The 3,054-nt window shown below is 72.2% G+C and carries 3 protein-coding genes; 1 reads left to right on the forward strand and 2 read right to left on the reverse strand.

Features of this window, described 5'->3' with window-relative positions; all coding sequences use genetic code 11:
• Positions 1 to 131: 131 nt before the first annotated feature.
• Both AC3ET4_RS30525 and AC3ET4_RS30530 read right to left on the reverse strand, forming a co-directional pair.
• Positions 132 to 1,709, reverse strand: coding sequence for an aldehyde dehydrogenase (NADP(+)) (locus AC3ET4_RS30525; RefSeq protein ID WP_431955169.1), 1,578 nt, complete (start codon positions 1,707 to 1,709; stop codon positions 132 to 134).
• Between the two features lies 1 nt (position 1,710).
• Positions 1,711 to 2,340: a cysteine hydrolase family protein gene (locus AC3ET4_RS30530; RefSeq protein WP_431955171.1), complete on the reverse strand. Its 630-nt coding sequence runs from the start codon at positions 2,338 to 2,340 to the stop codon at positions 1,711 to 1,713.
• A 99-nt stretch (positions 2,341 to 2,439) separates the two neighbouring features.
• On the opposite strand from AC3ET4_RS30530, the gene AC3ET4_RS30535 reads away from it, so the two are divergent.
• Positions 2,440 to 2,892 carry a lipocalin-like domain-containing protein gene (locus AC3ET4_RS30535; protein WP_431955173.1) on the forward strand — a complete coding sequence of 151 codons (453 nt, stop codon included), beginning with the start codon at positions 2,440 to 2,442 and terminating at the stop codon, positions 2,890 to 2,892.
• Positions 2,893 to 3,054: the final 162 nt, after the last annotated feature.

The raw sequence follows: 3,054 nt of genomic DNA on the forward strand, positions 1-3,054 counted from the left end.
GGAATCCTCCGGACTGCCCCCACCGACACTCCCTGGGGGCCCGGCACGGCAGCCGGGACGGCGTCTCACACGTCACCCCGCCTGCCGCGCCGACGCGATCCCTGTGGACGCGTGCCACGCCGGGCGCGCCGTCAGTCGCGGGTGAGGTGCCCGTCGACCAGCCGCCACAGCCCCAGCGGATTGGCCGGGACCAGTGCCTCGGGGAGCAGCGCGTCCGGGAAGCCCTGGTAGGTGACGGGCCGCAGGAAGCGCTCGATCGCGCTCATGCCGACCGAGGTGAAGCGGCTGTCGGTGGTGGCGGGGAACGGACCGCCGTGGATCGTGGCGTGGCCGACCTCCTGCGGGTGGGCGAAGGCGTTCACCACGATCCGGCCGGTACGGCGCTCCAGGACCGGTAGCAGGCGCGCCGCCTGCGGGTGGTCCTCCTCCTCGAGGTGCATCGTCGCCGACAGCTGGCCGCGGAAAGCGCGGGCCGCCTGCGTCATCTGCTCCGTGCCGGTCAGCCGGACGAGCAGCGCGGCCGGTCCGAAGACCTCCTCGGCGAGCGCCGGTTCGGCCAGGAACCGGTCGCCGTCGACCTCGAGAAGCTGCGCGCGGCCCTCGTGGGCGCCCGCGGGTTCCGGCCCGGCCGCCACGGTCGCGGCGCCGAGGTCGCGCAGGCGCCGCGCCCCGTGCCCGTATGCGTCGTGGATACCGGGGGTCAGCATGGTCCGCGCGCCCATCGCGCGCACCCGTGCCGCGGCGGCCTCGCGCATCTCGGCGTACCCCGGGCCGTCGACGGCGAGCAGTGCGGCCGGCTTCAGGCAGGCCTGGCCGACGTTGACGAGCATGCGTTCGGCGAAGCCGTCGCCGATCGCGCCACCGCGTGCCGCCAGCGCGGCCGGGAGGACGAAAGTAGGGTTGACGCTTGTCATCTCGGCGAATACCGGGATCGGGTCGGGGCGCAGCTGCGCCCGCCGGTACAGGGCCATGCCGCCGCCCTCGGAGCCGGTGAAGGTGACCGCCTTGACCAGCGGGTGGTCCACCAGGGCCTCGCCGATGGCGTTGCCCGCCCCCCGGACCATCGAGAACACGCCCTCGTGCAGCCCGGAGTCGGCGACGGCGCTCTGGATGACCCGTGCCTGGAACTCCGAGGCGCCGGGGTGGGCGTTGTGGGCCTTGAGGATCACCGGGCAGCCCGCCGCGAGGGCGGCGGCGGTGTCGCCTCCGGCGACCGAGTACGAGATGGGGAAGTTGCTCGCGCCGAAGACGGCCACCGGACCGATCGCGATCTTCTGCATGCGGTGGTCCATGCGGGGCCGCGGCTGCCGCTCCGGCTGGGCCGGGTCGACGGCGGCCTGGCGGAACCGGCCCTGCCGGACGACCTCGGCGAACTGCCGGAACTGGCCGGCGGACTTGACCGCCTCAGCCTCCAGCTGTGCGACCGGAAGGCCGGTCTCCAGGGCGGCCCGTTCGGCCAGTTCACCCTTGACCGCCTTGAGCCGGTCCGCGATCAGCTCCAGGAAGGCGGCGCGTTCGTCGAGTCCTGTGCGGTTGTAGGTGTCGTACGCCTCGTCGGCCAGGCGCGCGGCGCGGTCGACCTCGGCCGCTCCGCCGAGCGCGAACTCCGGTCCGACGAGTTCCCCGGTCGCCGGGTCGAGCGCCTTCATCGTGCCTTCGGACGCGGGGACGGACGACGCGCCTATCAGCATCTCTCCGGTCAGTCGCATGTCAGTGGTCTCCGTTCTCGAGCGTGCGCAGCAGTTCGGCGGTGGTGGTGAGGGAGTGGGCGTAGGTGGGGCCGTTGAGCTCGTGGGCGGCGTGCATCATCTCCGGGCGGTAGGCCGCGGTGGCGTCGCGGACGAGCGTGACGTGGTAGCCGAGCTCCATGGCGTAGCGGCCGGTCGACTCGATGCAGGTGTTGGCGAGCAGCCCGACGAGGATCACATGGGTGATGCCGTGCTGCCGGAGCCGGAAGTCGAGGTCGGTGTTGGCGAAGCCGCTCTGCGACCAGTGCTCCTGGACGACCACGTCCGCCGGGGTGGGCCGGAAGTCCGGGTGGAACTCGCCGCCCCAGGTGCCGAGGGCGAAGGTGTGCCGGTCCTGGATGACGCGGTGCGTCGGGTTGGGGTGCGCCCAGTCCTCGTAGTCGCCCTCCTGCCAGCGGCGGTGGGGGACGAAGAAGACCTTCTGGCCCGCCGAGCGTCCCGCGCCGACCACGGCGCGGAGGTTGTCGAGCAGGCCCACCTCGGTGGCCACGGGTTCCAGAGCGGGCCAGACCTTGCCGCCCTCGGACAGGAAGTCGTTGTAGGGGTCGACCAGCAGGATCGCCGTGCGCGCGGGGTCGTAGGAGTCGGTCATGACGCGTGCCTTCCATCTGGATTATTTGCATCATCCTCATTCAGGATTACTCTTGTCATCCTGAAAGTCAAGCAACGACGGTGATGTGAGGTGTGGGCGATGACCCCCGAAGAACTGCGCGAATCCCTGATCGGAAGTTGGCACTTGAGGTCCTATGAGGCCGCGGACGTCGCGACCGGCGAGGTCGTCGAGCCCTTCGGCCCGCGGCCTCGGGGTCTGATCACCTACGGCTCCGACGGGTACATGTCGGCTCAGATCATGCGAGTGGGGCGGCCGGACTTCCGCCGCGGCAGGCTCGAGGAGGGACTGCCCGAAGAACTGGCGGCGGCGGCCGCGGGCTACCTCGCGTACGCCGGCACCTTCCGGGTCCCGTCGGGGGACCGGGTCGTCCACCGCGTGGAGTTGAGCCTGTTCCCCAACTGGGTGGGCGGTTCCCTGACGCGGATCGTCGCCCTGGACGGTCGCAGGCTGCGGCTGAGCCTGCCCGGCCCCGCCAGGATCTGGGGCGCGGTGCGCACCGGCGTCCTGACCTGGGAGCGGGGTGTGCGGTAGCGGCCTCTTCGCGCGGGGGCGGGGGTGCGCGGATCGGGGCGCGGGCGCCGTGGGCCCGCGCCCCGCTAGGAGCGTGTCTCGGTAACGGGCAAGCAGGGTGGTGCCGTCATGGATGGGATCGGTCGTGGCCGCTGTGCTGGTGCGTGCGGGGTGACAGTCCGG

This window comes from Actinacidiphila sp. bgisy167 (genome assembly GCF_057707665.1).

Excerpts from the sequence above, each read along its gene's own strand:
- AC3ET4_RS30525 (WP_431955169.1), bottom strand. The coding sequence starts at position 1,709 with ATGCGACTGACCGGAGAGATGCTGATAGGCGCGTCGTCCGTCCCCGCG.
- AC3ET4_RS30530 (WP_431955171.1), bottom strand. The coding sequence starts at position 2,340 with ATGACCGACTCCTACGACCCCGCGCGCACGGCGATCCTGCTGGTCGAC.
- AC3ET4_RS30535 (WP_431955173.1), top strand. The coding sequence starts at position 2,440 with ATGACCCCCGAAGAACTGCGCGAATCCCTGATCGGAAGTTGGCACTTG.